18 protein-coding genes are annotated in these 25319 nt (G+C 72.3%); 14 read left to right on the top strand and 4 right to left on the bottom strand.

Features of this window, described 5'->3' with window-relative positions; translation table 11 throughout:
* Positions 1-279: 279 nt before the first annotated feature.
* The gene (locus tag AB0937_RS14755) at positions 280-3009 is read right to left on the bottom strand and encodes a lysylphosphatidylglycerol synthase domain-containing protein (protein ID WP_366711919.1); all 2730 of its coding nucleotides are present in this window, start codon (positions 3007-3009) and stop codon (positions 280-282) included.
* 186 nt (positions 3010-3195) lie between these two features.
* On the opposite strand from AB0937_RS14755, the gene AB0937_RS14750 reads away from it, so the two are divergent.
* The 5 genes from AB0937_RS14750 (at position 3196) to nudC (ending at position 13690) form a co-directional block, all read left to right on the top strand.
* Positions 3196-3588: an MGMT family protein gene (locus tag AB0937_RS14750; protein ID WP_366711918.1), complete on the top strand. Its 393-nt coding sequence runs from the start codon at positions 3196-3198 to the stop codon at positions 3586-3588.
* A 266-nt stretch (positions 3589-3854) separates the two neighbouring features.
* Positions 3855-7394 (top strand): UvrD-helicase domain-containing protein, encoded by a 3540-nt coding sequence (locus AB0937_RS14745; protein ID WP_366711917.1) that lies wholly within the window; start codon positions 3855-3857, stop codon positions 7392-7394.
* 90 nt (positions 7395-7484) lie between these two features.
* A complete protein-coding gene (locus AB0937_RS14740) occupies positions 7485-11183 on the top strand; it encodes a UvrD-helicase domain-containing protein (protein WP_366711916.1) in 3699 nt (1232 codons plus the stop codon).
* A gap of 10 nt (positions 11184-11193) precedes the next feature.
* Positions 11194-12597: a dipeptidase gene (locus AB0937_RS14735; protein ID WP_366711915.1), complete on the top strand. Its 1404-nt coding sequence runs from the start codon at positions 11194-11196 to the stop codon at positions 12595-12597.
* A gap of 148 nt (positions 12598-12745) precedes the next feature.
* Positions 12746-13690: an NAD(+) diphosphatase gene (gene nudC / locus AB0937_RS14730; RefSeq protein WP_366711914.1), complete on the top strand. Its 945-nt coding sequence runs from the start codon at positions 12746-12748 to the stop codon at positions 13688-13690.
* Between the two features lie 81 nt (positions 13691-13771).
* Here nudC and AB0937_RS14725 read toward each other — a convergent pair whose 3' ends face one another.
* On the bottom strand, positions 13772-14014 hold the full coding sequence (locus AB0937_RS14725; protein WP_003992805.1) for a mycoredoxin: 243 nt from the start codon (positions 14012-14014) through the stop codon (positions 13772-13774).
* Positions 14015-14140: 126 nt separating this feature from the next.
* Between AB0937_RS14725 and AB0937_RS14720 the strand changes: the two genes are divergently transcribed.
* The 5 genes from AB0937_RS14720 to AB0937_RS14700 all read left to right on the top strand — a co-directional run bounded on the left by AB0937_RS14720 (position 14141) and on the right by AB0937_RS14700 (position 18325).
* Positions 14141-16393, top strand: coding sequence for an ATP-dependent DNA helicase UvrD2 (locus tag AB0937_RS14720; protein WP_366711913.1), 2253 nt, complete (start codon positions 14141-14143; stop codon positions 16391-16393).
* A 164-nt stretch (positions 16394-16557) separates the two neighbouring features.
* On the top strand, positions 16558-16884 hold the full coding sequence (locus AB0937_RS14715; protein ID WP_234850634.1) for a hypothetical protein: 327 nt from the start codon (positions 16558-16560) through the stop codon (positions 16882-16884).
* A gap of 173 nt (positions 16885-17057) precedes the next feature.
* Positions 17058-17426, top strand: a complete 369-nt coding sequence (locus AB0937_RS14710) for a WhiB family transcriptional regulator (protein WP_033313877.1) — start codon at positions 17058-17060, stop codon at positions 17424-17426.
* A complete protein-coding gene (locus tag AB0937_RS14705) occupies positions 17423-17746 on the top strand; it encodes a hypothetical protein (RefSeq protein WP_366711912.1) in 324 nt (107 codons plus the stop codon). Before AB0937_RS14710 ends, AB0937_RS14705 begins: the two co-directional genes overlap by 4 nt.
* 360 nt (positions 17747-18106) lie before the next feature.
* Positions 18107-18325 carry a hypothetical protein gene (locus AB0937_RS14700; RefSeq protein WP_366711911.1) on the top strand — a complete coding sequence of 73 codons (219 nt, stop codon included), beginning with the start codon at positions 18107-18109 and terminating at the stop codon, positions 18323-18325.
* Between the two features lie 16 nt (positions 18326-18341).
* Here the strand turns inward: AB0937_RS14700 and AB0937_RS14695 are convergent, their stop codons facing one another.
* Entirely contained in the window at positions 18342-19712 is a 1371-nt protein-coding gene (locus AB0937_RS14695) for an AarF/ABC1/UbiB kinase family protein (protein WP_366711910.1), read from the bottom strand.
* Positions 19705-20919, bottom strand: a complete 1215-nt coding sequence (locus AB0937_RS14690; protein WP_366711908.1) for a ThiF family adenylyltransferase — start codon at positions 20917-20919, stop codon at positions 19705-19707. The genes AB0937_RS14695 and AB0937_RS14690 overlap by 8 nt, the downstream gene beginning before the upstream one ends.
* 447 nt (positions 20920-21366) lie before the next feature.
* On the opposite strand from AB0937_RS14690, the gene AB0937_RS14685 reads away from it, so the two are divergent.
* The 4 genes from AB0937_RS14685 to AB0937_RS14670 all read left to right on the top strand — a co-directional run bounded on the left by AB0937_RS14685 (position 21367) and on the right by AB0937_RS14670 (position 25294).
* Complete coding sequence (locus AB0937_RS14685) at positions 21367-21975, top strand: M48 family metallopeptidase (protein ID WP_366711907.1); 609 nt, start codon at positions 21367-21369, stop codon at positions 21973-21975.
* Positions 21976-22117: 142 nt separating this feature from the next.
* The gene (locus AB0937_RS14680) at positions 22118-23830 is read left to right on the top strand and encodes a TerD family protein (RefSeq protein WP_366711906.1); all 1713 of its coding nucleotides are present in this window, start codon (positions 22118-22120) and stop codon (positions 23828-23830) included.
* An 11-nt stretch (positions 23831-23841) separates the two neighbouring features.
* Positions 23842-24522 (top strand): AIM24 family protein, encoded by a 681-nt coding sequence (locus tag AB0937_RS14675; RefSeq protein ID WP_234845832.1) that lies wholly within the window; start codon positions 23842-23844, stop codon positions 24520-24522.
* A 16-nt stretch (positions 24523-24538) separates the two neighbouring features.
* Entirely contained in the window at positions 24539-25294 is a 756-nt protein-coding gene (locus AB0937_RS14670; protein ID WP_366711905.1) for an AIM24 family protein, read from the top strand.
* Positions 25295-25319 lie beyond the last annotated feature (25 nt).

Below are 25319 nucleotides of genomic sequence, written 5' to 3'. Positions count from 1 at the left end.
GACCGGGCGCGCGGGGGCGCGTGCCGTAAGAGGTAGGAGGGTTCAGTGAGGCGTGAGAGAGCTCGCCGGCCGGGCCGAAGGGGCTGCCGACCCGCGCCGGTCTGGCGGGTCCGGAGGGCCTGACCGGTGCCGGACCGGCGGGGTCAGACGGCCTGACCGGTGCTGGACCGGCGGGGTCGGACGGCTTGACCCGCGCCGGTCCTGTGGGACGCGGAGGGGCTGCCCCGCGCCGTTGGAGGCGGGATGCGGAGGGGCTGACCCGCGCCGGTTCCGGCCGGGTCAGAGGGCCTGCTTGCGTGTGAGGTGGTTGAAGGCCAGCCAGCCCGGCAGGACGGGCAGCCACAGCGTCAGGAGGCGGAACAGCAGGACCGCGGGTGCCGCGACCTCCTTCGGGAGACCGACGGCGATCAGACCGACCGTCAGGGTCGCCTCGACCGCGCCCACACCGCCCGGCGTCGGCGCCGCCGACCCGAGGGCGTTGCCCGCGAGGAAGACGACGGCGACGCTGGCGATGCTGATCGAGGTGGACTCGTCGCCGAACGCGCGGATCGAGGCGTCCAGGCACATCACGAAGCAGGCGGTCAGCAGCAGCATGCCGCCGATGCCGGTGACCAGCTTCTGCGGCCGCTGGAGCACGTCCAGCATGCGCGGCACGACACCCGCGAACAGGGACCGCACGCGCGTGGAGACGAACTTGCGCAGGAACGGCACGGACGTCACCACGAGCACCAGCACCGCCACCGTCAGCAGGCCGGCGATGACCGTCCGGGACGGCGACAGCGACGGCGTCTTCTCGGTGCCGGTCAGATAGCCGAAGGACAGCAGCATCAGGATGTGGCAGCCGAGCCCGAACAGCTGCGACGCGCCGACACTTGCCACCGCGAGCCCCGGCCGCACTCCCGCGCGCTGCAGGAAGCGGGTGTTCAGCGCGACACCGCCCACCGCCGCCGGGGCGACGATCTTCACGAACGATCCGGCGACCTGTGCCGCCACCGTCCGCACGAATGGCACCCGCTCGGGCACGAATCCGAGCAGGGCCATCGCCGCCGCGACGTAGCTGCACATCGAGAACAGCACGGCCGCGGCGACCCAGCCCCACTCGGCATTGGCGATGAGCGGCCCGAACTCGATGTGCGTGAGCTGCGTCAGCAGGAAGTACGCGCCGATCGCACCGGCCATGAAGCTGATCAGCGTGCGCGGACGCACCCGCTCCAGCCGGGCCGGTTCGACGGGTGCCTGCGGCCTGATCCGCAGCACCGCGTGCCGGATCTGCGTGAGCAGGTCCTCCTCGCGCGCCTCCTCCAGTGCCTCGTCGATGGCCCGTTTCTCGGCGCGCTGCTCCGCCCGTACGGCCTTCTTGTCGGGCTTCTCCAGGACGGGCGCGGACTCGTCCGCGTGTTCCTCCATGCGGTCCTGCTTGGCCTGCCGGGAGGCCTCCAGGACCGCGTCGCGCTCGCGCTGTGCCCGCTCCCGGGCCAGTCTGCGCAGCGTCGCGCGCGTGGAGCGGCTGAGCGCGATGGGCTGGAGCATCGGCAGGCAGTCCGCCACGGCGTCGGGCCCGAGCACGCCCACTGCCGAGGCCACTGCCCGCTCAGCGCCCACCCGGAGGCCGAGCGTCACCAGCAGCTGGGAGGTGTCCATGCGCAGCAGCAGGTCACCGGCCGCGATCTCGCCGACGCGCAGGTCGGTGAGGATCACCTTGCCGGAACGATCCACCAGGATGGCATCGCCCACCAGCCTTCGATGCGCGATGCGCCGCGACTGCAGCGCCTTCACCTGGTGCCAGGTGTCGTGCAGCAGGTCGTCGGTGATCTCCTCGTCCGGCAGCGAGTCGAGGGTGCGTCCGCCGCTGTGCTCGTAGACGAGCATCACCGCGTCGGGGCCGAGTTCGGAGGTGGCGATCAGCTTGGGCGCGTTGGCGCCGGCCGCGATCGCCGCGTACGCCAGCAGCGCCTCCTGCTCCAGGGCCTGCCGCAGCGACTGGAGGCTGCTGCGGGTGGCGAAGCCGCGCAGGGTGAGGTTGCGCCAGGCGCGGTAGAAGAAGCCCTGCGCCTGCTGCTCGCGGTCGACGACCGTCACGTCGAGGGGCGGGCCGTCCTCGAGGGTGACGAAGTAGCGGCGGCCCCGGTCCCCGGTGTCCGGGTTGTCCGAGGTGTCCTCGCGTGAGGCGCTGACCGGGCGGAAGCCGACGGTCCGCAGGCCGGCCATCAGGGTCTGCCCGGTGGGCCGGACATTGGGTGAGCCGACCGCGTACAGCGTGCCGTAGGCGACGGTCCAGCCGATCAGCACGGTCAGGATGATCGAGAACGGCGTCGTGTACCCGGTGACGAGCATCGAGAAGGCGTCGAGGAGCAGCACGACCCACAGCACCGCGCGCCATCGCGGTCTGCGGGACATGCCGACGGCCGTCATATAGGCGATGACCGGCGCCAGGTAGCCGTGCACGGGATCGGTCAGCGCGTGGATGTCACCCGGGGAGGGCTGGGTGAGCGCCTCCTGGATCGAATCGGGCGCGGCCCGGGCCACCCACAGGTCCGTGGCGAGGGTCACACCGTGGGCGAGGACCGCGGCGAGTACGCCGTCGGCGATGCGGAGCCCGTCCCGTTTGATCAGGCGCTCGATGGCGAAGGCGACCGGTACCAGCAGGATCGCGATGCTGGAGGCCAGCCCCGCGATCTTGATGAGCAGGTCGGGCGCCTGCCCGGTGCCCTTGTTGATGTCCTGTTCGAGGCCGGAGGTGGTGCCGTGCGCGAACGCGGCGATCCCGATCAGGAGCGCGACGGCGAGCACGCCCACCAGCAGCCGCATCAGGTCGGACGGCCGGTGCACGCGCGCGGGGAGCAGCGGTTCGTCGCCCTCCACCTCGTCGATGTGCGCGAACTCCGGCTCCCGGGCGGGTGCGCGGGTCTTCTTCGCCGCCGTCCTGGGACGGTCCTCCGGAGTGCCCGGGCGCGACGAAGCGTCAGGGGTGCCCTCCGTGTCCTCGGGGTGCGCGCCCTGCTGCTTCATCGTCTCTTCTTGGTCTCGTATCACCGGTCACCGCCCGCACGATGGTGGCATGCCGCACCGGCACACGGGGCATTCAGGGTGCACATGCGGGGGCGGACAGTCTGCCCGACGCGCCCCTGCCGCGCGCGGGAAACGCCCGGGAGCGCGCCCGGCCCGTTGTCGGTGGGGTGGGGCAGGATGGGGCGGATGAGTGAGCAGAGGAGCCCTGAGGGGGGCCGGCACGAGGACGAGCCCGCGCAGGCGCTGCCCGAGTACGCCGAGCGGGTCCTCGACGTCGCCGACCTGATCCCGCCGGGCCGTGTCATGACCTACGGGGACGTCGCCGAGTGGCTGGAGCAGGGCGGTCCGCGCCAGGTCGGCCGTGTGATGGCGCTCTACGGGGGCGCCGCTCCGTGGTGGCGCGTGGTCCGCGCGGACGGCGTCCTGCTGCCGGGCCACGAACAGCGGGCGCTCGGCCACTACCGGGCGGAGGGCACGCCCCTGAAGGCCGCAAGCCGCGAGGCCGAGGGCCACCTGCCGCGCATCGACATGAGACGGGCGCGGTGGGACGGCGGTGATCGCGCGGAGGGTCACACCTGACAGCTTCCGCCATCGGACGCCCTCCCGTGTGACCCGTGATCCGTACGGGGGAATCGGGGCACACCGGGGCCATGACGTACGTTCGTGGGACGAGGGGCACGCGTGCCACGAGCGTCGTGAGGGGGCGACGGGAAGAAGGGGAAGCCCTGCTTCCGCCTCCCCCGGCGGCGTAGCGTCGGCTGCGCGCGCTCCCGTCACCCCGCGGTCACCGCCCGCCACGCGCGGTGGCCCGCCACCCAGCACTTCCACCAGAACCGGCGAACCACGTGAGCTCCTCTTCCTCCACCAGCGGCCTGTCGCACCCCCGGGTGCGGCGGGGGAACAGTGGCGCTTACCGACTGGTACGTACCCCTCCCGCTCGGGTGGACCCCCCTCTTCTGGACGCCGCGCAGCGCTCCGTGGTTGACCACAAGGCCGGTCCGCTGCTCGTCCTCGCAGGTCCGGGCACCGGTAAGACCACGACGCTGGTCGAGTCCGTGACCGAGCGGATCGCCCGCGGCGGGGATCCCGAGCGCATCCTGGTGCTCACGTTCAGCCGCAGGGCCGCCGTCGAACTGCGCGACCGCATGGCCCTGCGGACCGGGGCGGCCCGCGCGCCCCGGGCGACCACCTTCCACTCTTTCTGCTACGCCTTGGTCCGCGCCCACCAGGACAGCGACCTGTTCGTGGAACCACTGCGGCTGCTGTCCGGCCCCGAGCAGGACGTCTCCGTGCGGGAGCTGCTCGCGGGGCAGATCGATCTGGAACGCCTCGGGCTCGCGCACGTGCGCTGGCCCGACGAGCTGCGCGCCTGTCTGACCACCCGCGGTTTCGCCGACGAGGTCCGCGCGGTCCTGGCCCGCAGCCGCGAGCTGGGACTCGGCCCCGACGCCCTGGACGCCTTCGCCCGCCGCACGGGACGGCCCGACTGGCGCGCCGCGGCCGCCTTCCTCGCCGAGTACCTCGACGTGCTCGACCTCCAGGGCGTGATCGACTACGCCGAACTCGTCCACCGCGCGGTGCTCCTCGCCCGCCGCCCCGAGGTCGCCGCCTGGCTCGCCGCCCGCTACGACGCCGTCTACGTCGACGAGTACCAGGACACGGACCCCGCCCAGGTGCGACTGCTGGAGGCCCTGGCCGGCGCGGGCCGCACGCTCGTGGCCTTCGGCGACCCCGACCAGTCCATCTACGCGTTCCGTGGCGCCGACGTGAACGGCATCCTGGACTTCCCGCACGCCTTCCCGCGCGCGGACGGCCGCCCGGCCCCCGTCGCGGTGCTGCGTACGTCCCGCCGCTCCGGCGCCGCCCTGCTCGCCGCCACCCGGCTGCTCACCCAGCGCATGCCCCTGACCCGCCTGCCCGCCGAGAAGGTCCGCGCCCACCGCGAACTCGCCCCCGTGCGGGACGGCGGCCGCGTTGAGGCGTACACCTACCCGACGGCCGGGACGGAGCTGGACAACATCGCCGACATCCTCCGCAGGGCCCATCTGGAGGACGGCGTCCCGTGGCGGGACATGGCCGTGCTGGTGCGCGCCGGGTCCCGGACCATCCCGACGCTCCGCCGCGCCCTCTCGGCGGCGGGTGTCCCGGTGGACGTCGACGGTGACGATCTGCCCCTGCGGCACGAACCGGCGGTGGCACCGCTGCTGACGGCGTTGCGGGCGGTGGCCGAGGCGGAGGCGGGATCCTCCGCCGAGCCCCGGGAAGCGGAGGCGCAGGAGGCCGAGCTCCGGGAAGCGGAGGCGCAGGAGGCCGAGCCCCGGGAAGCGGAGGCGCAGGAGGCCGAGCCCCGGGAAGTGGAGGCTCAGGAAGCCGAGCCCGGGGAGGCCGAGGCCGGTGATCGTCCACGCGACGCGTCTCCCGAGCCGGCGGAGGCCGACGCGGCCTCCGGGTCCTCCGGGTCTTCCGGGCCCTCCGAGGGCGCTTCTCCCACGCACCTCCGGGGCAGCACCTGCTGGCTCGACACCGAAACCGCCCTCTCCCTCCTGACGTCCCCCCTCGCGAGCATGGACGCCGCCGACCTGCGCCGCCTCGGGCGCGCCCTGCGTGACGAGGAACGCGCCGCCGGCAACCCGCTGCCGCCACCCTCCGACGTGCTGCTCGCACAGGCGCTCGCCGAGCCGGAGCGGCTCGCCGTGCACGACCCCACGTACGCGCGTGGCGCCCAGCGCCTCGGCGCGCTGCTGCGCAAGGCCCGCGAGCGCCTGGCCCGCGGCGGTACGGCCGAAGAGGCGCTGTGGGACCTGTGGGAGGGCACGCCATGGCCCACGCGACTGGAGCGGGCCGCCCGCCGCGGTGGCGCCGCCGGGCGCAACGCGGACCGCGACCTGGACGCCGTGTGCGCCCTGTTCGCCACCGCGGCCCGCGCCGAGGAGCGCACCGGCGGCCGGGGCACCCTGAACTTCCTGGCGGAGATCGACGCCGAGGACATCGCCGCTGACACCCTCACGCGGCGTGCCGTACGTCCCGACGCCGTCCGTCTGATGACCGCGCACCGCTCCAAGGGCCTGGAATGGCGCCTGGTGGTCGTCGCGGGCGTCCAGGAGGGCCTGTGGCCCGACCTGCGCCGCCGCGGCTCCCTCCTGGAGGCCGACCGCATCGGCCGCGACGGACTCGCCGAACCCCTCACCCCCGGCGCACTGCTCGCCGAGGAGCGCCGCCTGTTCTACGTGGCCGCCACGCGCGCGCGTGAACGCCTTGTGGTCACCGCGGTCAAGGCCCCCGCGGACGACGGCGACCAGCCCTCCCGCTTCCTGACCGAACTCGGCGTCGAACCCAAGGACGTCACCGGACGCCCCCGGCGCCCGCTGTCCGTGGCGGCGCTCGTCGCCGAACTGCGCGCCACCACCGTCGACCCACGCGTCTCCGACGCGCTTCGCGAGGCCGCCGCCCGCCGTCTGGCACGGCTCGCCGCGCTCGCCGACGAGGACGGCCGCCCCCTGGTGCCGTCCGCGCACCCCTACCGCTGGTGGGGCATGTTCGAGCCGACCGAGTCCAAGGTGCCGCTGCGCGACCGCGACCAGCCCGTCGTGCTCTCCGGCAGCGCCCTCGACCAACTGGCCAACACCTGCGCCCTGCAGTGGTTCCTCGGACGTGAGGTGAAGGCCGACGCGCCCGCGACCGCCGCCCAGGGCTTCGGCAACGTGGTGCACGTCCTCGCCGACGAGGTCGCCTCCGGACACACTCCGGCCGACCTCACCGTCCTCATGGAACGCCTCGACTCGGTGTGGAACGCACTGGCCTTCGACGCACCGTGGAAGTCGGCCCAGGAGAAGGACAACGCGCGCGTGGCGCTCGAACGGTTCCTGCAGTGGCACGTCATGAACCGCACCGGACGCACCCCCGTGGCCAGCGAGCACGACTTCGACGTCACCCTCGAAGCGGGCGACTGCCAGGTGCGCATCCGCGGCCAGATGGACCGGGTCGAGGCGGACGGCGACGGCCGCGCCTACGTGGTGGACTTCAAGACCGGCAAACAGGCGCCCAGTTCCAAGGAGGTGGAGCGCCACCCCCAGCTCGCCGTCTATCAGCTGGCCGTCCGCGAGGGGGCCGTCGACGACGTGTTCGACGGCGTACGTCCCGTGCCGGGCGGCGCCGAACTCGTCCACCTTCGGCAGGGAGCCGCCAAGCGGGACGGCGGCGAGAGCCTGCCCAAGGTGCAGGCCCAGGAGCCGCTGGAGGGGGAGTGGATCGGTGATCTGCTCGCCACCGCCGCCGGCAAGGTCCTCGACGAGCGCTTCACGCCGACCGCCGGGCAGCACTGCACGCACTGCGCGTTCCGGGCCTCGTGCAGCGCGCGTCAGGAGGGGCGGCACATCGTCGAGTGAGGTATCGCACCACCTGTGCTGACCTGCGCTTCTCCTGTCCCGGGGGCCGGTTCGGTCACCACTGTCAGTGGCCGCCGCTAGCCTTTCGATGTGCCCGCCCGTATCACCGATCCCGACCAGCTCAAGGAGCTCCTCGGCATCCCGTTCACCCCGGAGCAGACGGCCTGCATCACCGCGCCGCCCGCCCCGCAGGTGATCGTCGCCGGAGCCGGCTCCGGCAAGACGACGGTGATGGCGGCCCGCGTGGTCTGGCTTGTCGGCACCGGCCAGGTCGCCCCCGAGCAGGTGCTCGGCCTCACCTTCACCAACAAGGCCGCCGCCGAACTCGCCGAGCGCGTCCGGAAGGCCCTCGTCAAGGCCGGCGTCACCGACCCGGACGCCATCGACCCGGACAACCCGCCGGGCGAGCCGGTGATCTCCACGTACCACGCCTTCGCGGGCCGTCTGCTGACCGACCACGGCCTGCGCATCGGGCTGGAGCCCACCTCCCGGCTGCTCGCCGACGCGACCCGCTTCCAGCTCGCCGCGCGCGTCCTGCGCGAGGCCCCCGGGCCCTACCCGGCGCTGACCCGCTCCTTTCCCGACCTGGTCGGCGACCTCCTCGCCCTCGACGCCGAACTGGCCGAGCACCTCGTACGCCCCGAGGCTCTGCGCGCGTACGACGCCGAACTGCTGTTGACCCTGCGGGGCGCCAAGCTCAGCAACGCCGACCTGCGCAAGGTCCCCGAAGCGGCCGCCGCCCGGCGGGAACTCGCCGAGCTGGTCACCCGCTACCGGGCAGCCAAACGCGAGCGTGACCTGATCGACTTCGGCGACCAGATCGCCCTGTCGGCCCGTCTCGCAGAGGTCCCCGAGGTGGGCCGCCTCCTGCGCGACGAGTTCCGAGTGGTCCTGCTCGACGAGTACCAGGACACGTCCGTCGCCCAACGCGTCCTCCTGGCAGGCCTCTTCGGTGCGGGCACCGGCCACCCGGTCACCGCCGTCGGCGACCCCTGCCAGGCGATCTACGGCTGGCGCGGCGCCTCCGTCGCCAACCTCGACGACTTCCCCGAGCACTTCGCCCACACCGACGGCCGCCCCGCGACCCGCCAGGCGCTCAGCGAGAACCGCCGCAGCGGTGGCCGCCTCCTCGACCTCGCCAACGGCCTCGCGGAACCCCTGCGCGCCCTGCACGCGGGCGTAGAGGCCCTCCGCCCCGCCCCCGGCGCCGAACGCGACGGCACGGTCCGCTGTGCCCTGCTGCGCACCCACGCCGAGGAGATCGACTGGGCCGCCGACTCCGTCGCCCACCTCGTCCGGACCGGAACCGCGCCCGGCGAGATCGCCGTCCTGTGCCGTACCGCGACCGACTTCGCCGAGATCCAGGGCGCCCTGGTCGCCCGGGACATCCCGGTCGAGGTCGTCGGCCTGTCCGGGCTGCTGCACCTGCCCGAGATCGCCGACCTCGTCGCCGTCTGCGAGGTCCTCCAGGACCCCGGCGCCAACGCCTCCCTGGTGCGCCTGCTCACCGGCCCCCGCTGGCGCATCGGCCCGCGCGACCTCGCCCTGCTGGGGCGGCGCGCGCGGTTCCTCGTGGCCCACGCGCGCGTGGCGGACGACGACGATCAGGACCGGCGCCTCGCCGAAGCCGTCGAAGGGATCGACCCGTCCGAGGTGATCTCCCTCGCCGACGCCCTCGACACGTTCCTGGAGACACCGCTGGACGGCCGCGGGGACGACGACGGACTGCCGTTCTCGCCCGACGCTCGCGTGCGCTTCGCCCGGCTGGCCACCGAACTGCGGGAGCTGCGCCGCTCCCTGGCCGACCCGCTGATGGACGTCCTGCACCGCGTCCTCGCCGTCACCGGCCTGGAAGTGGAGCTGTCGGCATCCCCGCACGCCCTGGCCGCCCGCCGCCGCGAGACCCTGTCCAACTTCCTCGACGTCGCCGCATCCTTCTCCGCCGGCGACAACGAGGCGACCCTGCTCGCCTTCCTCGGCTTCCTGCGCACCGCCGCCCAGTACGAGAAGGGGCTCGACAACGCCCTGCCCGGCGGGGAGAACACCGTCAAGGTGCTCACCGCGCACAAGTCGAAGGGCCTGGAGTGGGACGTCGTGGTCGTCCCCGGCCTGGTCACCGGCACCTTCCCCAGCAGCCAGGGCCGCGAGAAGTGGACCTCCCAGGGCAAGGTCCTGCCGCACGGGCTGCGCGGCGACGCCGACACCCTGCCCGACGTGGGGTCCTGGGACGCCAAGGGGCTGAAGGCCTTCCACGAGGCCATGAAGGACCACCAGCACACCGAGGAACTCCGCCTCGGTTACGTCACCTTCACCCGCCCCCGCTCCCTCCTCCTGGGCTCCGGCCACTGGTGGGGTCCGACCCAGAAGAAGCACCGAGGGCCGTCCGCCTTCCTCCAAGCCCTCTACGAGCACTGCGAGGCCGGGTACGGCGAGATCGAGGCCTGGGCGGAGGAACCCGCCGAGGACGAGGAGAACCCGGCCCTGCACCGGGCGGCGGCCGACCAGGTGTGGCCCCTGCCCCTGGACGAGGCGGCATTGATCCGCCGCCGCGCGGCCGCGGAGACCGTGCTGGCCCACTTGGCGGACCTCGCCTCCCAGGAGGACGGGCGCCCCGCGGCCACGCACGACCCGGACGCCCTCGAGGATCCGGAGTGGCCGGCGCCCCCCGAGGACGACGCGTCTCCCCGTGAAGAGCCTCCGTACGACGAGCCCGACCCGTTCGGCGAGGACCCGTTCGACGGTCCGGGTCCGTTCGGCGAGGACCCGTACGACGAGCACGACCCCTTCGAGAAGGACCCGTTCGAGGATCCGGGCCCGTTCGCCGAGGACCCCTTCGACGAGGGTGGTTCGTTCGAGGAGGCGCTCCGCAAGAACGCCCATGGCGAAGACCCGGCCGGCGGTGACGCCCGGGGCACAGCCCGCCCCACCGTCCCCCACCAGGCCGCCCCACCGGAACCGCAGGCCGCCCGCCCGCACCCCAGGACCCCCGGGCAGCCGGGCCACCGCGACGGGGAACACCAGCACCTCACCCCGGAGGAGGCCCGCACCATCGCCTCCTGGGACCGCGACCTCGACGCCCTCACCGGCGAGCTCCTGCGGGCCCGCGACGGCGTCACCGACGTCCCCCTCCCCGCCTCGCTCTCGGCGTCGCAGCTGCTGCGCCTCGCCGCCGACCCGGACGGCTTCGCCCAGGAGCTGGCCCGCCCCATGCCCCGCCCGCCCCAGCCCGCGGCCCGCCGCGGCACCCGCTTCCACGCCTGGGTCGAGTCCCGCTTCGAAGAGCTCATGCTGCCCCTGCTGGAGCCGGAAGAACTGCCCGGCGGCGAAGCCGAGATCGCTGACGAACGGGACCTGGAAGCCCTCAAGGAAGCGTTCGAGCGCACCCCGTACGCGCACCGCACGCCCTACCAGGTGGAGGCCCCCTTCCAGCTCGAGATCGCCGGCCGGATCGTCCGGGGCCGCATCGACGCCGTCTACAAGGAGGGCGAAGGACAGGACGCGACGTACGAGATCGTCGACTGGAAGACCAACCGCTCCCGCACTGCCGACCCGCTGCAGCTCGCCGTCTACCGTCTGGCCTGGGCCGAGCAGCGGGGCGTTCCGCCGGAGTCCGTCACGGCGGCGTTCCTGTACGTGCGCAGCGGGGAGGTCGTCCGTCCGGAGCTGCCGGACCTCGCCGATCTGGAGCGGCTGCTGCTGGAGGATCCGTCCGGCGGGGAGATCGGTGCGCGGAAGGGGGCAGGTGCCGGTGAGGAACCGCACTCCGAGGACGTCGGCGCGGGCCGATAGGGTCGTGACCATGAGCCAGGCCCCGGACAGCGTCGTCCGTACGTACATCCAGCAGCACCGCGCCGCCTTCCTCGACGACCTCGCCGAGTGGCTGCGCATCCCGTCGGTGTCCGCCCAGCCGGACCACGCGCCCGACGTACGACGCAGCGCCGACTGGCTCGCCGCGAAGCTGCGGCAGACCGGTTTCCCGACGGCCGAGGTCTGGCAGACCCCGGGAGCCCCCGCGGTCTTCGCCGAGTGGCCCTGTGACGATCCGCAGGCGCCCACGGTGCTGGTCTACGGCCACCACGACGTGCAGCCCGCCGCCCGGGAGGACGGCTGGGACAGCGACCCCTTCGAGCCCGCCGTCCGCGGGAACCGCCTCTACGCGCGCGGGGCGGCCGACGACAAGGGACAGGTCTTCTTCCACACCCTAGGCGTCCGCGCCCACCTCGCCGCCACCGGCCGCACCACCCCGGCGGTGCACCTGAAGCTGCTGATCGAGGGCGAGGAGGAGTCCGGCTCGCCGCACTTCCGGGATCTGGTCGAGCAGCACGCCGAGCGGCTCGCCGCCGACGCCGTGATCGTCTCCGACACCGGCATGTGGGCGGAGGACACCCCCACGGTGTGCACCGGCATGCGCGGCCTCGCCGAGTGCGAGATACGCCTGCACGGCCCCGGCCAGGACATCCACTCCGGCTCGTTCGGCGGCGCAGTGCCCAACCCGGCGACGGCCGCCGCCCGCCTGGTCGCCGCCCTGCACGACGAGCACGCGCGCGTGGCGATCCCCGGCTTCTACGACGGCGTGGTCGAACTCACCGACCGGGAGCGCGAACTCTTCGCGGAGCTGCCCTTCGACGAGCAGCAGTGGCTGCGCACGGCGAAGTCCCACGCCGCCCAGGGGGAGGCCGGGTACACCACGCTGGAGCGGATCTGGGCCCGCCCCACCGCGGAGGTCAACGGCATCGGCGGCGGGTACCAGGGCCCCGGCAGCAAGACGATCATCCCTTCCTCCGCCATGGTGAAGCTGTCCTTCCGCCTGGTGGCGGGCCAGGACCCCGGCCACGTCGAGAAGGCCGTCCGCGCCTGGGCGGAGCAGCAGGTGCCGCCCGGGATCCGCTGCGACATCACGTTCAGCGGGGCCACGCGCCCGTGCCTGACGCCGCTGGCTCACCCGGCCCTCCGGTCGGTCGCCCGCGCCATGGGCCGGGCCTTCGAGAAGCCGGTCCGCTTCACACGCGAGGGCGGCTCCGGACCGGCTGCGGACCTCCAGGACGTCCTCGGCGCCCCGGTGCTGTTCCTGGGCGTCTCCGTCCCTTCCGACGGCTGGCACGCCCCGAACGAGAAAGTCGAACTCGACCTGCTCCTCAAGGGCGTCGAGACCACCGCGTACCTGTGGGGTGACCTCGCCGAGAACTGGCGCCATGCGCCCTGAGCGTCCCGTTCCGTCCGGGCCGGTCACGCGCGCGGGGCACACTGGAAGCGCCGCCCCGCACCGACCGAGCCCGCCGGACCCGGTCGCCGCACGTCCCGCTGAACCGCCCGCCGAACCCGACCGTTGCACCGGGGAGTTGGAAACACCCGTGACCACCTGGACCGACCACAACGCCGACCGTCCCATCTCGCTCACCGCCCCGAGCGGCATCGACCGGGCCGCCCACCACCGGCTCGACGAGGCCTGGCTCGCGGCGGCGTGGAGCCACCCGACGACGCGCTGCTTCGTGGTCTCCGGCGGACAGGTCCTCATCGACGAGACGGCGGACGGGCGCACCGAACTCGTCATGACCCCCTCCTTCGAGGCCCCCCTCACCGAGGCACACCGCTACTTCCTCGGCATCGACGAGGACGGCGTCAGCTACTTCGCCCTCCAGAAGGACGCCCTGCCCGGACGGATGGACCAGTCCGCGCGCCCGGCCGGCCTGCGTGAGGCGGGCGCATTGCTGTCGGCCCGCGACGTGGGCCTGATGGTGCACGCGGTGGGCCTGGAGAACTGGCAGCGCACGCATCGCTTCTGCTCGCGCTGCGGCGAGCGCACCGTCATCGCCGCCGCCGGACACATCCGCCGCTGCCCGGCCTGCGGCGCGGAGCACTACCCGCGCACGGACCCCGCCGTGATCATGGCCGTGACCGACGAGGACGACCGCATCCTGCTCGGCCGCCAGGTCCACTGGCCCGAGGGCCGCTTCTCGACGCTGGCCGGCTTCGTCGAGCCCGGCGAGTCCATCGAGCAGTCCGTGCGGCGCGAGGTCCACGAGGAGGTCGGCATCAGCGTCGGCCAGGTCGAGTACGTCGCCAGCCAGCCCTGGCCCTTCCCGTCCAGCCTCATGCTGGGCTTCATGGCCCGCGCCACCTCGACCGAGATCGAGGTCGACGGCGACGAGATCCACGAGGCCCGCTGGTTCTCCCGCGAGGAACTGCACGCCGCCTTCGAGTCGGGCGAGGTGCTCCCGCCCTACGGCATCTCCATCGCGGCCCGCCTGATCGAACTCTGGTACGGCAAGCCGCTGCCTACGCGGAGTGTCGTCTGACCTCGTCGGTGAAGGAGAGATGCAAGAAAGCGGCCCCTGAGCTGTCTCAGGAGCCGCCTTCCCCGCACGAGTACCCGGCGACTAGGCGCCGATCTTCTGCTTCACCTGGGCCAGCGAGGGATTGGTGAGCGTCGAGCCGTCCGGGAACAGGACGGTGGGCACCGTCTGGTTTCCGCCATTCGCCTTCTCGACGAACGCGGCGGACTCCGGGTCCTGCTCGATGTTGATCTCGGTGTACGCGATGCCCTCGCGGTCCATCTGGCTCTTCAGCCGGCGGCAGTAGCCGCACCACGTGGTGCTGTACATCGTCACAGTGCCCAGCATGTCTCTCGTGCTCCTTCGGTGGCTCGGGGCGGGTGGTCGCAGTGACAGAACGTATGTGAAAGGTCCGCCATTCCCGGGCCCGGGGCCCGGCCCGACGTGACGCCTGCCGCATTCATACGACGATCAGTGCCCGCCTGTGGACAACCGGCGCTGTCGTCTCGCGCGACCTGGCAGCATGGCCGTGTGACAGCAGCAACGCACTCCACCCTGTTCCCGCAGGTACCGGACTCCGCCGACGCCGTGCTCGAGGGGCTCGACCCCGAGCAGCGCGAGGTGGCCACGGCCCTGCACGGTCCGGTGTGCGTCCTGGCGGGCGCGGGCACGGGCAAGACCCGGGCGATCACCCACCGCATCGCCTACGGAGTGCGCGCGGGCATCCTGCACCCCTCCAGCGTCCTCGCCGTCACCTTCACCAACCGCGCCGCCGGAGAGATGCGCGGTCGGCTGCGCCAGCTCGGCGCCGCCGGCGTCCAGGCCCGTACGTTCCACTCGGCAGCGCTGCGCCAGCTCCAGTACTTCTGGCCGAAAGCGGTCGGTGGCTCCATGCCCCGGCTCGTCGACCGCAAGATCCAGCTCGTCGCCGACGCGGCGGCCGCCTGCCGCATCCGGCTCGACCGTGGCGAGCTGCGGGACGTCACCGCCGAGATCGAATGGTCCAAGGTCACCCAGACCGTCCCCGCCGACTACGCACCCGCCGCGGCCAAGGCGGGCCGGGAGTCCCCTCGCGACCCGGCCGAGATCGCCCAGCTCTACGCCGCCTACGAGGACGTCAAGCGCGAGCGGTCCGTCATCGACTTCGAGGACGTGCTGCTGCTGACCGTGGCCGTCCTCCAGGACCGGCACGACATCGCGGAGCAGATCCGCGCCCAGTACCAGCACTTCGTGGTCGACGAGTACCAGGACGTCAGCCCCCTCCAGCAGCGCCTGCTCGAACTGTGGCTGGGTGAACGGGACAGCCTGTGCGTGGTCGGGGACGCCAGCCAGACGATCTACTCCTTCACCGGAGCGACCCCGGACCATCTGCTCGACTTCCGCACCCGCCACCCCGGGGCCACCGTCGTCAAGCTCGTCCGTGACTACCGCTCCACTCCCCAGGTCGTCCACCTCGCCAACGGCCTGCTCGCCCAGGCCCGGGGCCGGGCCGCCGACCACCGCCTGGAGCTCGTCTCCCAGCGCGCCGCGGGGCCCGAGCCGGTCTACACCGAGTACACCGACGAACCCGCCGAGGCGGAAGGCGCCGCCCGCCGCATCCGCGAGCTCATGGACTCGGGGGTCCCGGCCTCCGAGATCGCCGTCCTGTTCCGCACGAACGCGCAGTCCGAGACCTATGAGCAGGCCCTCGCCGACGCCGCCGTGCCCTACCAGCTGCGCGGCGCCGAGCGGTTCTTCGACCGCCCGGAAGTGCGCAAGGCGGGCATCGCCCTGCGTGGCGCAGCCCGCTTCGGCGGCAACGACTCCCTGCTCGACGACGCCGTCGACCTCCCTTCCCAGGTGCGTGCCGTGCTGTCGGGAGAGGGCTGGACGCCACAGCCACCGGCCGGCTCGGGGGCGGTCAGGGAGCGCTGGGAGTCCCTGGCCGCCCTGGTGAACCTCGCCCAGGACTTCGCCGCCGCCAAGCCGGGCGCCACCCTGGCGGACCTCGTCGCCGAACTCGACGAACGGGCGAACGCCCAGCACGCACCCACCGTGCAAGGCGTCACCCTCGCCTCCCTGCACTCGGCCAAGGGCCTGGAGTGGGACGTCGTCTTCCTGGTCGGTGTGGCCGAGGGCATGATGCCGATCACCTACGCGAAGACCGACGAACAGATCGAGGAGGAGCGCCGCCTTCTCTATGTAGGTGTCACCCGCGCTCGCGAGCACCTCCATGTCTCCTGGGCGCTCTCCCGCTCACCCGGCGGCCGCGCCAACCGCCGTCCCAGCCGATTCCTCGACGGACTGCGCCCCGGCACGACGACCACCACGGGGCGCGCCAGCGCCGGCGGGGCGGGCGGAATCGAGCGCGGAATCCCCGGAACCAGGGGTTCCGCCCCGCGGCGGGCTCAGCGAGTTCCCGCCCGCTGCCGGGTCTGCGGCCGCACGCTGACCGACCCCGGCGAGATGAAGCTGATGCGCTGCGACGACTGCCCCTCCGACATGAACGAGGGCCTGTACGAGCGGCTGCGCGAGTGGCGCGCCGACCAGGCACGCAACAGCGGCCAGCCCGCCTTTTGCGTGTTCACGGACAGGACTCTGATGGCGATCGCCGAGTCCGCCCCCGACGACGAGCGTGAGCTCGCCCGCATCCCTGGCGTCGGGATGCGCAAGCTCACCCGCTACGGAGCCGACGTACTGGCCATCTGCGCAGGCCAGTCGGGCGTGGAGAGCACGGATCAGGACTGACACGAACTCGTCGAAAAAATAGTTTGCGCATGCCCCAGCAATCCCCATAGGTTCTTAGGCACGAGAACAGCGGCCTTCTCGGAGGCCCTGATTCCGTGTTCTACTTGCATATCCGTCGGACTGGTTCATCCAGTCCCCCGAGACGCCGAGAGGAGGCGAGTCCAGTGATCAGCATCAACACCAGCTCCGTCAGCATCGTGAAAATGACCGATCGCTCGGCCGTCTCCGCGTGCATGCTCGGCGTTTCGAACCTGGGCACCGGTCTGTCCGGCATTCGTGCCGTCCGTCCGGCGTCCTCCTCCGTTGCTCCCGCGGGCCTTCCCGTTCGTGAGCGCAATGAGCGACCGACCAAGGCACTGGAAGCGGCAGTAACGGCACAGGCACAGGCCTATGCCTTTACGGCGACCGGTGCCGGATTCCGGAAGCAGACGACGCAGCACCACCAGATGTGGGCCTTCCGTGGGCCAGAACCCTGGAGTGATCCAGCCTGATCAACGATCAGGCCGGCGCCTTCAGGGCCGCGGAACCCCATCCGGGATCCGCGGCCCTTCTGTTTGTCCCTGAACAGGGATGACAGACCGAAGGAGCCTCGGGACAAGAAAAGAACCCGGTACCACCACCCCTCGGCCAACAGGCCGGCACGAGCAGACGAGGAAGACGAACCGTGCAACTCGAAGCGCACGCCCCGTCCGTACCGCCTTCCGACACGATCCCCAAGCCCGGCTCCACGGAGGACCCCGCCTTGACCCCGCTCACCGCGCTCACCGCGCTCGACGACGCCATCGAGAACCTCGGCGTACCCGTCCCGTGCCGTTCCTACGACCCGGAGGTCTTCTTCGCCGAGTCGCCCGCGGACGTCGAGTACGCCAAGTCCCTCTGCCGCACCTGCCCGCTGGTCGAGGCCTGCCTCGCCGGTGCCAAGGAGCGGCGTGAGCCCTGGGGCGTCTGGGGTGGCGAGCTGTTCGTCCAGGGTGTCGTCGTCGCCCGGAAGCGGCCGCGTGGCCGCCCGCGCAAGAACCCGGTCACGGCATGAACACCGCAGGAACGATCGACCGCCCCCTCACGCACGACCCCCAGAAGCAGGCCCCGATGAAGCCGTCCACTTACGAGCCCGCCGGCTCCGCAACCCAAGACTTCACCATCAGCGGCGCGAAGGACTCGCGTCAGAACAGGACCCGAGAGATGCAACTCATCCCAGAAGCCATGGCTCGCGCGCATATGCGCGACCGACTGCAGGAGGCGGAGCGGGATCGCCTGGCCGTGCGCCTGGCGGCCGCTCGCCGCATGCAGCGCAGGGCGGAGCGCGCCTCGCTGCGTGCCCGACGTGCGCTCGCCATGGCGGTCATGCAGTAATCCGCCGCACCTGAAGCGGGGCTTCCCGGCCCGGAAAGCCGGGCTGCCGCCGCCCAGCTCTCTACCGCGGGGGCCGATCCGTGCAGAACGGGCCGGTCCCCGCGGCGCGTTGTACCGACTGACCCCGGCGGTGCGTCGTACTGACTGACCCCGGCGGGGCGTTGTACCGGCCGGTGGACGCCGGGCGTCCACCGCACCGGGGCGCCGCTTGCCGGGCCGGCGGCGGTGCCTGCCTGTGAGACCAAGGGCGGGTGCCCGTCGAGCCGGGACCAGCGACGAAGGAGCGCAGGGCGTCGTGCCCAGCGTGTTGCCTGGCGCGGAGATATCGTCGCCGGATGACGCGTCCTTCAGGAGGCAGCGATGACGAGTCCCTCAGGGCGCAGTGACGACGGGTCCGCCGCGAAGCCGCGGCGCTTCCTCTGTGCCCGCTGCGGCACATCGGCCGAGGTCCTGACCGAAGGCCCGCCGCTCACCTGGACCTACTCCGTGGAGGACGGCGCCCGTCGCCACTTCTGCGAGAACTGCTCCCGGGAGAACCTCCGGTCCATCGAGGGGCGCCTGGACTCCGACTGGTGGTGAATCCCGCGGCCGGGACTCACGCCTGCGCCACCGCCTCCTCGCCTTCGGCCGGGTCCTCCGGCACGAACCCCGGCAGCCACTCCTCCAGTTCCTCCCGCAGCCGCACCGTCGCGCCCAGCTGGCACAGCACACCGATCGTGCTCAGCGTCACCCGGTGGATCAGCAGGTAGGACGGGGGCAGGTTGAGCTGCTTGCCGAGCTGGTAGGCAGGGGAGCGGGGGTCGGCGACCCGTGCCGCCTGGCTGCGCATCCAGCCCCGTGTGAAGGTGAACTCCCCGACCTGGGCCGGCTCGATGATCGGCAGCAGGTAGTCCATGACGGCGTCCGGGTCCAGCTCTATGGTCTCCTTGACGAACCCTTCCGCGCAGAGGAGCTCGTAGACCGCCTCGGCCTCCCCGTCGAGAGTCATCCGCAGCGACTCGCCGATGGTGGCCGGCAGGCCCCCCGGGAGCCGGTCGACCGTACCGAAGTCCAGCACACCGAGGCGCCAGTCGTCCTCACCGTCCGCGCCGCCCGGCAGGAGCCGGAAGTTGCCCGGGTGGGGATCGGCGTGCAGCAGCCCCGTGCGGGCGGGACCGGAGAAAAGGAAGCGGGCCAGAAGCTGACCGGCACGGTCGCGTTGCTCCTGGGTGCCGTCCGAGATGATCTCCGACAGCGGGACGCCGTCGATCCACTCGGTCACCAGGACCTGGTCGGACTGGTGGACCACCTGCGGCACGACCACGTCCGGGTCGTCCGTGAACTCTTCCGCGTGGGCCTGCTGGGCCTGGGCCTCCAGGCCGTAGTCCAGCTCCTCCGAGACGCGGTCCTTCAGCTCCGCGATCAAGGGCTTGATGTCCATGCCGGGGATCAAAGGACCGAGCAGGCGCGAAAAGCGGCTCAGCTGGTTCAGATCCGACAGCAGGGCCTCGCCGGCGCCCGGGTACTGCACCTTGACCGCCACCTCGCGGCCGTCGTGCCACACTCCCCGGTGGACCTGGCCGATCGAGGCCGCAGCGGCGGGCTTGTCCTCGAACTCGAGGAACAGCTCGTGCCAGCCCTCACCGAGCCGCTCCTCCAGCACCGCGTGCACGGTCCGGGTCGGCATGGGCGGCGCCGCCTCCTGGAGCTTGGTCAGCGCGGCCCGGTAGGGGCCGGCCACCTCCTCCGGCAGCGCCGACTCGAAGACGGACAGGGCCTGGCCGAACTTCATCGCGCCGCCCTTGAGCTCACCGAGCACCTTGAACAGCTGCTCAGCCGTGCGCTGTTGCAGTTCGCGGCCGACGAGCTCGGCGGACTCGCCGACGATCCGCTTGCCGAATCCCCAGGTCGCCCGCCCGGCGATGCCGAGCGGGAGCGCGGCGAGCTTGGCGGTCCGGGTAACCGCCTTCCGGGGAAGATCAGACATGCGCCCTCCAAGTCCCAGCCGGCCGCTCCGCCTCTGCCTCACGGCACTGCTCCGACGGCCGTTGCACAGCCATTGTCTCGTGCGACCCCCCGTCCTCCGAGGGGTGCTCCCCATTTCCTCTCTCCGACGCCGCGCACGGGCACTCCTGATGCGCCCGGACCGGCCGCGCGCGCCACTGGAGACCAGGGACGGAGCATTCCCAGCGTGCCCCGGCGCTGGAGGGGGCCCGGCCGTCCAGGAACGCGAGCGCGTGGGCGGCCGCCAGCCCGGCCACGGCCGTGGCCAGTGTCACGTCGCATGGCCGGACCTGCCGCTGCCTGCCGGAGCGCCACTGGGCGACCAGACGCGGCCAGGCCGCGTCAAGATCGGTGCGGCTCTCTTGGAGACATCCCGCACATCCCGTCTCGCCGGGCAGGACGAGAGGACCGACGAGGCCGGTGCCCTCCACGACCCCGGCGTACAGATGGGGTGTCCCGGCGGCCATCAGCGGCTCGGCGACGGCCGGGTCGGGCGCGTACACGGCGACATCGTCCCGCGGTGCGAGAACCACCAGTGAGAATCCCGGGTCACCTTCCTCGGAAGACACCTCTGCCGCCGTGCGGCGCGGCGGCCGGTCCGGGGCCGCTCTGCGCACGGCACGGCGGGCCGATTCGTCCCTGCGCTCGCCGACGGCGTCCGCAGGGTGGCCGCCCGGCGCGACGTCCCACGGCTCCACACAGCCGCCGTCCATCACGTCCACCCCGCCCACGCCCGCCGCGGCCAGCAGCGAGGCCAGCGCGGCACCCACCCGGCCCGCCCCTCGGATCTGCACGCGCTGGGAGCGCCGCGCGGCCAGCCGCCCGATGGCGTCGCCCGGGGCCGAGGCCGTCAGCGAGAGGGAGGCCAGGTCGGGACGCAGCCGGTCGAGGACACCCTGCTTCTTCCGCAGGGCGTCGGCGGCAGGCCCGCCGCCGCGGGCGTCGTCCAGCAGCCCGGCCCGCGCAAGCCCCTGCACCAGCCTGTCGACATGACCGTCGGGCAAATCCATGCGGCGTCCCTCGTCGCGCAGCAGTTCCAGTCCGCGCGTGCCGTTCAGCAGGTCCAGGAAGCTGCCCGTCGCCAGGTCCATCGGGCCGAGCGTCATCGCATGCGCCGGTGTCATCCCGAATTGCACGGTTTTGAGGTCGCGCCAGCCGCGCCTGAGCGCGGGTTTCACCATCGGATGCATGACAGGCCCCCGTACGTCGTAGATCGTCCCCGTGCGCCGACGGTCCCGAGCGCGGGCGCGGTCCCTGGCCCCGGACCGGCCCCGCCGTCGCTTCGCCGACGAGATCCAGCATGCCCAACCCCGCCGCGGGCTGCCGAAAGTTGTCCACAGGTGTGGGTATTCGTCGTACTGGTCGTACCAATCGGGCGACCGGCGCGTAGGAATGGCGGCGCCTGTGCCGCACGGAGCAGGCGCCTGTGCCACACGGATCCGGCGACCGTGCCACACGGATCCGGCGACCGTGCCGCACCGATCCGGCAGCCGGGCCGTACCCGCCGGTCGTACACGCCGGGCCGTACCCGCCGGTCGTACGCACCGGGTCGTACAAATCCGGCGGCCGGTGGGAGCGGCGGCACCGAAGCGTCCCGGAGTCGGGACTTCCCCGGGTGCAGCGGGTAACGTCGGGGCGTGCCCGCCGACCCACTGCACCGCGCCGGAACCGCACAGCGCAGCACGACGAGCCAGCCGCCGAGCGGCTCGAGGGCGAGCGCGATCGAGGTCCGCAGGAGTACCCGCCGACGCAGAACCGTCTCCGCGTACCGCGAGGGCGATCGCACCGTGGTGCTCATCCCTGCCCGGATGTCCGAGGCGGAGGAGCAGCGCTGGGTGACCGTCATGCTCGACAAGCTGGCCGCCCAGGAGAGCAAGCGGGCCCTCGGCGACGCCGAGCTGACCGAGCGGGCCCGGCGTCTTTCGGACCAGTACTTCGAGGGCCGGGCCCGGCCCGCTTCAGTGCGCTGGGTGACCAACCAGAACACGCGCTGGGGCTCCTGCACCCCCTCCGAGGGCAGCATCCGCCTCTCGCACCGCCTCCAGGGCATGCCCGAGTACGTCGTCGACTACGTCCTCGTCCACGAACTCGCGCATCTGCTCGTTCCGGGACACGGGCCTCGCTTCTGGGAACTCCTCAAGGCCTATCCGCGCACGGAACGGGCCCGGGGATACCTCGAAGGCGTGGTCGCCGCCGAGCGGTTGCCCCATGTACCCGGCGCGCGGGGCGGAAGCCCGGCCGGGTGACCGACCGCTTTCCGCGAGCGAACAGCCGATACGGCCGTGCGGGCGTTGTGTACCGGCTCTGTACCGACCTCGTCCGGTGTCCGAGTTTGCCGTTAGCCTGGCGCGACGCACTCACGTTCTGGATGGGGGACGGTCGTTACGCATGGCCAGGGAATTCCAACGCGGCCACAAGGCCAGGATCAGTGATCTCACGGCGGGCACGGATCTGTACGTAGGTGTACAGATCACCGGCCCCGGACTGAGCTTCGACATCAGCTGCTTCGGCCTCGACGCCGACGAACGGCTCTCGGACGACCGGTACTTCGTCTTCTTCAACCAGCCCAAGTCCCCCGAGGAGTCCATTCAGCTCCTGGGCGCCCAGGCGGGCGACACAGAGTCCTTCCGGGTGACGCTCGACCGGATCCCTTCGCAGATCCAGAAGCTGTCCTTCACTGCGACGATCGACGGCGCCGGACAGATGTCGCAGATCGCCTCCGGGTATCTCCGCATCGTGGCGGGCGGCGAGGAGGTGGCGCGCTACTCCTTCAACGGCTCGGAGTTCTCCACCGAACGGGCCGTGATGCTGGGCGACTTCTACCTCAAGGACGTCTGGCGGTTCGCCGCCGTCGGCCAGGGCTTCGACGGAGGCCTGGACGCACTGCTGAAGAACTTCGGCGGTGAGGTGGCCGAGGAGGAGACGCCCGCGCCCGCCCCGCAGCAGCCGCAGGCGGGCGCAGCCCCGGGCTTCGCCCCGCCCGCGTTCGGCGTTCCCGGCACTCCGGAACCCGCCCCGGCCCCCGCGCCCCAGCCGGCCGCCCAAGGCTTCGCGCCCCCGCCCGGCTCCACCCCGTCTCCCGCCCCGGCGCCCGCGCCCCAGGTGCACGCCGCCCCGACCATCGTCGCGCCCTTGCACACTCCGCCGGGTGGCTCTCAGGTGCCGCCTCCGGCCCCGGCGCCCGCGCCGTACGGCCAGCCGGGCCAGCAGCCGCCGCAGTACGGTCAGGTCCCCGGTCAGGCCGCGCCGCCGCCTCCTGGCTACGGCCAGCCCCAGGCACCTCATGCGTCGCAAGCGCCCCAAGCCCCGGCCCCGCCGCCCGGCTACGGCCAGCCCACCCCGCCCCCCGGCTACGGCCAGCAGCAGCCGCCGTTCGGGCAGGCCCCCTACGGAGCCCCGCAGGGCGTCCCACAGGGTGCCCCTCAAGGCGCTCCCCAGGGCCCCGGTGTCTCCGCCGCCCTCCAGCAGTTCAAGGAGACCCCCACCGGACAGCGCTGGACGCAGCAGAACAAGAAGCTCGTCCGCGTCGACCTCGGCATCGGCGGACAGCCGGTACTGGCCCGGCAGGGCAGCATGGTGCTCTACCAGGGCAAGGTCGACTTCAGCTACAAGGGCGCCGGGTTCTCCGGCCGGATCGTCGGCAACGCGACCGGCCAGGAGATGCAGCTGATGCGCTGCACGGGGCAGGGGCAGGTGTTCCTCGCCGAGAACTCGACCATGCTGCACCCCCTCGAACTGGAGGGCGACGCCGTCTGCGTCTCGGCCGAGAACGTCCTCGCCTTCGACGAGAGCCTCACCTACGAGGTACGGCGCATCGAGGGCCACGGCATCCCAGGCGGCGCGCTGTTCACCATGCAGTTCCAGGGCACCGGCACCATCGTCGTGAAGACGCACGGCACGCCCGTGGTCCTGCCCGTCACACCCACCACGTTCGCCGACTGCAACGCCGTGGTCGCCTGGTCGGCCGCCGCGCAGGTCGTCGTCTCCAGCCAGGTGCGCATGCGCCGCAACGCGTACCCCGGTGACACGGGGGAGAGCGTCAACCTCCAGTTCCGGGGAGCGCCCGGCAACTTCATCGTCGTCCAGCCGTACGAGGTCTGAGGGAGCCCGTCATGACACAGCAACTCGCGGGCCACGCCCCCGCACCCGTCACCGCCCGCATGGAGAACCACGGCAACCACATGCTCAAGGTCGCCATGCAGACCGGCAACGACCTCCTCGCGCGCGTGGGGTCGATGGTCGCCTACGAGGGGTTCGTGCAGTACGAGCCCAACCCGCCGGCCGTGCGCCAGATCGCCAAGGACTGGCTCACCGGCGAGGGCGCGCCCCTGATGAAGTGCTCCGGCGACGGCCTGCTCTACCTCGCCGACTACGGGGCGAACGTCGTCGTCATCAACCTCAACGGCGACGGAATCTCGGTCAACGCCACCAATCTGCTCGCCTTCGACGCCCACCTGACATGGGGCGTGGAGCGGGTCAAGGGCCTGGCGAAGTTCGCCGGGCAGGGCCTGTGGAACACCAAGATCTCCGGGCAGGGCTGGGTCGCGCTGACCTCCCGGGGCAAGCCCATCGTCGTCGACTGCGGCGGCGGCGAGGACGAGACCTACGTCGACCCCGACGCGCTCGTCGCCTGGTCCCCGAACCTCAAGGTGAAGGGCAAGCGCAGCTTCCGGGCGCAGTCGCTGATCGGCCGCGGCAGCGGCGAGGCCTACCAGATGGCCTTCTCCGGTCAGGGCATCGTCGTCGTCCAGCCCAGCGAGGACAGCACCGACCGCCTCCGGTTCCGGGGCTGAGGGGGAGCCACACGTCATGCAGAGCCCGATTTTCGCCTACAACGAGCAGCAGACCCAGGAACGCTGGAGCCTGCAGAACAAGCAGATGCTGCGCGTCGCCCTGGAGGGCCACGACGACGTCCTGGCCCGCAAGGGCACCATGGTCGCCTACCAGGGCCTCGTCGAGTTCGACGCCGAGTTCCAGAGCAACCAGCAGTCCCGCGCGCGAGCGCAGACCGGGGAGGGACTGGACCTCATGCGCTGTCACGGGCAGGGCACGGTCTACCTCGCCAACCTCAAGCAGCACGTCCACGTCATGGAGGTGGACCAGGACGGCCTCACCGTCGACAGCAGCTACGTGCTGGCGATGGATTCCTCCCTGCACCACGAGGTCATCGCCGTCGACAGCCTGTACGGCATCTCCGGCTCCGGGAAGTACCAGCTCAACATCTCGGGACGGGGCAAGGTCGCCCTGATGACCTCCGGGATGCCGCTGCTGTTGCAGGTGACGCCGGACAAGTACGTCAACTGCGACGCCGACGCGATCGTCGCCTGGTCGACGAGCCTGAGGGTGCAGATGCAGGCCCAGACGCACTCCTCCGGAGTGTGGCGGCGCCGCGGCAGCACGGGTGAGGGCTGGGAGCTGAGCTTCATGGGCAGCGGCTACGCACTGGTCCAGCCGAGTGAGCTGCTGCCGCCGCAGAACGCCCAAATCGGCTCGGGTCTCGCCGCGCAGTACGGCATGGGCCAGCAGGGAGCGCGGGGGCAGAACCAGGGCAACGTCTGGAGCTGAGTGCTCCGCGGGGACGGCCGAGAGG

Source organism: Streptomyces sp. NPDC047880 (assembly GCF_040706515.1).
In the GTDB taxonomy this organism is placed as follows: domain Bacteria; phylum Actinomycetota; class Actinomycetes; order Streptomycetales; family Streptomycetaceae; genus Streptomyces.
This window is presented reverse-complemented; position numbering and strand designations above follow the sequence as displayed.

Coding starts and splice junctions, on each gene's coding strand:
- AB0937_RS14690 (WP_366711908.1), bottom strand. CDS start 20,919: ATGCATCCGATGGTGAAACCCGCGCTCAGGCGCGGCTGGCGCGACCTC.
- AB0937_RS14750 (WP_366711918.1), top strand. CDS start 3,196: ATGAGTGAGCAGAGGAGCCCTGAGGGGGGCCGGCACGAGGACGAGCCC.
- AB0937_RS14670 (WP_366711905.1), top strand. CDS start 24,539: ATGCAGAGCCCGATTTTCGCCTACAACGAGCAGCAGACCCAGGAACGC.
- AB0937_RS14735 (WP_366711915.1), top strand. CDS start 11,194: ATGAGCCAGGCCCCGGACAGCGTCGTCCGTACGTACATCCAGCAGCAC.
- AB0937_RS14700 (WP_366711911.1), top strand. CDS start 18,107: ATGACGAGTCCCTCAGGGCGCAGTGACGACGGGTCCGCCGCGAAGCCG.
- AB0937_RS14680 (WP_366711906.1), top strand. CDS start 22,118: ATGGCCAGGGAATTCCAACGCGGCCACAAGGCCAGGATCAGTGATCTC.
- AB0937_RS14725 (WP_003992805.1), bottom strand. CDS start 14,014: ATGCTGGGCACTGTGACGATGTACAGCACCACGTGGTGCGGCTACTGC.
- AB0937_RS14755 (WP_366711919.1), bottom strand. CDS start 3,009: ATGAAGCAGCAGGGCGCGCACCCCGAGGACACGGAGGGCACCCCTGAC.
- AB0937_RS14675 (WP_234845832.1), top strand. CDS start 23,842: ATGACACAGCAACTCGCGGGCCACGCCCCCGCACCCGTCACCGCCCGC.
- AB0937_RS14705 (WP_366711912.1), top strand. CDS start 17,423: ATGAACACCGCAGGAACGATCGACCGCCCCCTCACGCACGACCCCCAG.
- AB0937_RS14695 (WP_366711910.1), bottom strand. CDS start 19,712: ATGTCTGATCTTCCCCGGAAGGCGGTTACCCGGACCGCCAAGCTCGCC.